Origin of the sequence: Hydrocarboniphaga sp. (assembly GCF_028291725.1) — a bacterium.
In the GTDB taxonomy this organism is placed as follows: Bacteria; Pseudomonadota; Gammaproteobacteria; order Nevskiales; family Nevskiaceae; genus Hydrocarboniphaga.
On record NZ_JAQGNT010000104.1, the window covers coordinates 1 to 4,058 of the forward strand.

Consider the following 4,058-nt stretch of genomic DNA (forward strand, 5'->3'; position numbering starts at 1 on the left):
GCGTCGAGCTTGTCGGAGACCGGCGCGGTCGCCTGCAGCGCGAACAGCGACTCGGGTGCGAAGCTGCCCTTGTCGTCGTAGCCGAGATCCGACACGTTATCGAGAGTCTGCCCATACATCACCTGGCCAAAGCCATTGAACGTGACGTCGGCGAACGCCGCCGAAGACGCTGTTATGCCGAACACAGCGGCGACACCCATCGCAATCTGATGCCTCTTCATTTTCCTTGAACCTGGATCGGGGAGATCGCATACGCAGAAGGACCTACGCCACGTTGATGGCCTTATCGGCAGGTTCGCGCTCGACTTGAATATCAATTCGGTTCAAGAACGGCAGCGGCAGGCCGTTAAACAATTGACGCCTCTGTACGCGTCGATCCATTCCTGCCCCACGTCGATCTGGAGTTAGTACATGCGACGCCAACCGCGTTTCCTCAAGCTGCCGAATCTCATGTCGCGCGCGGCCTTCATCTCCCGCCGGCTGCGCTACGTGTCGATCCGCGCCAAGATTCTGCTGCTGCCGGGGATCGCGCTCGCCGGATTGCTCGCGTACTGCCTCTACACCATCGCGGTTTCGCAAAGCAGTTCAAAAACCCTCGAAGGCTTCGCCATGCATACGCTGCCGGTGATGACGCTGGCGGCGCAGGCCAATCAGGGCCTGGTGGAAACCCAGGCGACGTTCACCCAGGCGCTCGGCGACAAGGACGAGTTCCTGGTCGAGGACGCGATGAAAGCTGCCGCCGAGACGCGCGCGTCCATCGTTGCGATCAAGGACAAGGACGCCGCCTACGCCGCCCGTATCGACGAACTCGCCGCGCTCTGGGATCACTACGTCGAGATCAGCAAAACCGCGGTGACCGGCATAATCAGCGGCAAAGGCGGCGACATGGCCGCGTTCCAGGCGCTGGCCGCGGACAAGCAGAAAGCCTATAACGCAGTGCGTTCCGCGCTGACCCAGCTCAACGAGGACAGCAAGACCGCGTTCCAGCACGCCCTCGATCAGGCCGGCGTGAACTCGCTGCGCGCCCTCCAGATCGGCATCGCCATCGTCGTATTGCTGTCGCTGCTGACAATTTTCGTCGCGCTGCTGGTCGACGCCGCGATCCGCCAGCCGATCGAGCGACTCAACGAAACCATCGCCCAGGTCGCCAAGGGCAACTTCAGCGTGCGCGTCGAAGAACAGGGCCGCGATGCGATCAGCACCATGTGCGCCGCGTTCAACTCGCTGCTGTCCGATCTGAATTCCGCGATTGCCGAAACCAACACGGTGCTCGCCGCCGTCGGCCGCGGCGATTTCTCGCAGCGCGTCACCGCACCGCTGATGGGCGATCTGGCGCGTCTGAAAACCGGCGTGAACTCGGGCGCCGACAGCGTCAGCCGCACGATGGTCGCGCTCGATGCGGTCATGGACGCGCTCGCGCGAGGCGATTTCTCGGCACGCATGAGCGAAGACGTCGAAGGCGAGTCGCGGCTCAAGGTGGACAAGGCGATGGGCCTGCTGCAGCAGTCGCTGGCGGCGCTCGCCAGCAGCCTGTCGGCGGCGGCCGAAGGCGACTTCTCGCGCCGCATCGATGCCGATCTGCCGGGCGATCTGGGCACGCTCAAGCGCGCCGTCAATCAGTCGCTGAGTTCGCTCGAAGCGGCGTTCGACGAGATCAGCGCAACGACCCAGGCGCTGAAGACCGGCGATCTGACGCGCCGCGCGAGCGGCGAGTTCGCCGGCACGCTACAGGCACTGACCCAGGCGCTCAACGATTCGCTCGACAGCCTGGCGCAGACCATCCGTGAAGTGCTGTCCAATGCCGAGGAACTGAACCTGGGCGTCAGCGAGATCGCGCAGGGCAACGCCGATCTGTCGGCCCGCACCGAGCGCCAGGCCGCTGCACTGGAGCAGAGTTCGGCGAACATCGAGGAACTGCTCAGCACCGCGCAGGCGGCCGCCGACAACAGTCGCCAGACCAGCCAGCTGACGCAGAGCGCGCTGGATAATTCGCGCCAGGGCACGCTGGTCGCCGGCAAGGCCGGACAGTCGATGGTCGGCATCACCGAAGCCAGCGCGCGCATCGGCGACATCATCGGCCTGATCGATTCGGTCGCGTTCCAGTCCAATCTGCTGGCGCTCAATGCCGCAGTCGAGGCGGCGCGCGTCGGCGAGCACGGCCGCGGCTTTGCGGTCGTCGCCGGGGAGATGCGCAGCCTCGCGCAACGCACCGCCGCCAGCTCCAAGGAGATCCGCGGCCTGATCAGCACCGCCAACGCGCGCGTGCAGGACGGCACCGGCCTGGTCGGCGAATCGCGCCGCCAGCTGGAGGCGATCAACCAGTCGAACGAGACCATCGCCCGGCTGTCGGAGCAGGCCGCAACCTCGGCCCAGGAGCAGTCGCTGGGCCTGGAGCAGCTATCCCGCGCGGTCGGCGATCTGGAATCGCTGAACCAGCAGAACAGCGCGCTGGTCGAGGAAGTCGCCGCAGCCAGCGCCTCACTACGCAACCGCGCCGCCTCGCTGCACGAAGTTGCCTCGCGATTCAATCTGCCGGCCGAGCACGCCCCGGAGATCGCGCGCAAGCCGGTGCAGAACATTGCCAGGAATACCGGCGGAGCGAGACGCACAGCGGTCGCCTGAGCTGCGGCAGTGTCGGTGTAGGGCGGGAGGAGCGAAGCGTATCCCGCCTCTCGCGTACCGGCCTCACGGGAGGCGGGATACTCCCGCCCTACGCTGCTTGCTCTGGCGGGGAAGACCTGGAGGACGCCGCCCGCAGCTTCGGTGTCCAGGCATCGCGTCGATTGAAGGGCTGGGCCTCATTGCCAGAGGCGCTCCATCATGGCCGGGTAGCTCACGGGCCGGAAGGAAGTGAACTCCAGATCACGAACCTGCGTGAAGCTCGACCAAATGAGTTGATTGCCCTTGAGCCATTTCGACGAGCGAACGCGGCGCTCGATCTGGCTCAACTCGCTGGCCGTGGCGGCACGTAGCGGCCCGGCGGTGCCATACAGGCGAACGCCCGGCGGCGACGTAAAACGACCCAGCAAGAAAGACCTCAACCAGAACAACTTGCTTGAATTGACGGCGAGCAGGCAGATCTTTCCGTTGGCATTGATGTTGTTGCCAAGATCGCTCGTGTACCGATCGAAGAAGAAGCCGCCTGGGTTCGCGCCCAGAAAGACCGTTCCAATGGGTGTGACCGTCGGCGTTCCGTCTTCGCCAACCGTGGCGATCGAGCAGTAGAGCGACGAAGCCTGGCCGCGCTCCACGACACGGCGGATCTCTGGCCAGTGTTGGCGAAGAGCTTCGCGGTTCAAAGTTCTGGCCAGGTAGGTCGGGGTGAGCGTAGCGTACCCCAGCATCGGCGCGTGACGAGCGTTGGGGTTCGCTACGCTCACCCCAACCTACGGGCTACGGGCTACGAGCGCTACAGACTCTGTCGAGTCGTTGCACCGCGACTCAGAATTCGGTCCACTGCCCGTCGGCTGCAGCCAGCACCGGGCCATTGCTCGTCTTTGCCGGCTGCCGCGTCGCAGCCGCAGGCGTCGGTTTTGCCCGGACGGGGAGCACGGGTGCCGACGCTGCGACGACGGACCGCGGCGGTGTACGCGACGGCGCGGGCTTGGCGGGCAGGCTGCGCACAATCGCTTGAGCGCGCATCGGGGCGGGCTCCGCCGGCGCAAGTTCGTCCAGTTTGAATTGCGCGACCGCGCTCATCAGCCCGCTCGTCTGCTCCTCCAGCGAATGCGCGGCGGCCGTAGCTTCTTCGACCAAGGCCGCGTTCTGCTGGGTGACTTCGTCCATCTGCGTGATCGTCGTATTGACCTGCTCGATGCCCTGGCTCTGTTCCTGCGAGGCCGCCGTGATCTCCGACATGATGACGGTCACGCGCTTCACGCTGGTCACGATCTCGTCCATCGTCCGGCCGGCCTGCTCCACCAGCTTCGATCCGGCGTCGACCTTGTCCACCGAGTCGCCGATCAGGGTCTTGATCTCCTTGGCCGCCGCCGCGGAGCGCTGCGCCAGGCTGCGGACTTCCGAGGCCACCACCGCGAAGCCGCGGCCCTGCTCGCCGG

The 4,058-nt window shown here is 65.5% G+C and carries 3 protein-coding genes and 1 pseudogene; 1 reads left to right on the forward strand and 3 read right to left on the reverse strand.

The annotated features are described in order from the left end of the window. Positions 1-221: pseudogene (locus JWQ90_RS26770) on the reverse strand (hypothetical protein); the annotation flags it as partial. Positions 222-411: 190 nt separating this feature from the next. On the opposite strand from JWQ90_RS26770, the gene JWQ90_RS26775 reads away from it, so the two are divergent. Further along, positions 412-2,622 carry a methyl-accepting chemotaxis protein gene (locus JWQ90_RS26775; RefSeq protein ID WP_299698141.1) on the forward strand — a complete coding sequence of 737 codons (2,211 nt, stop codon included), beginning with the start codon at positions 412-414 and terminating at the stop codon, positions 2,620-2,622. A 176-nt stretch (positions 2,623-2,798) separates the two neighbouring features. Here the strand turns inward: JWQ90_RS26775 and JWQ90_RS26780 are convergent, their stop codons facing one another. After that, positions 2,799-3,380: a pyridoxamine 5'-phosphate oxidase family protein gene (locus JWQ90_RS26780; protein ID WP_299698142.1), complete on the reverse strand. Its 582-nt coding sequence runs from the start codon at positions 3,378-3,380 to the stop codon at positions 2,799-2,801. Positions 3,381-3,441: 61 nt separating this feature from the next. Continuing rightward, positions 3,442-4,058 (reverse strand): methyl-accepting chemotaxis protein (locus JWQ90_RS26785; protein ID WP_299698143.1); only part of this gene is annotated, 617 nt, incomplete at its 5' end.

Excerpts from the sequence above, each read along its gene's own strand:
- JWQ90_RS26775 (WP_299698141.1), top strand. The coding sequence starts at position 412 with ATGCGACGCCAACCGCGTTTCCTCAAGCTGCCGAATCTCATGTCGCGC.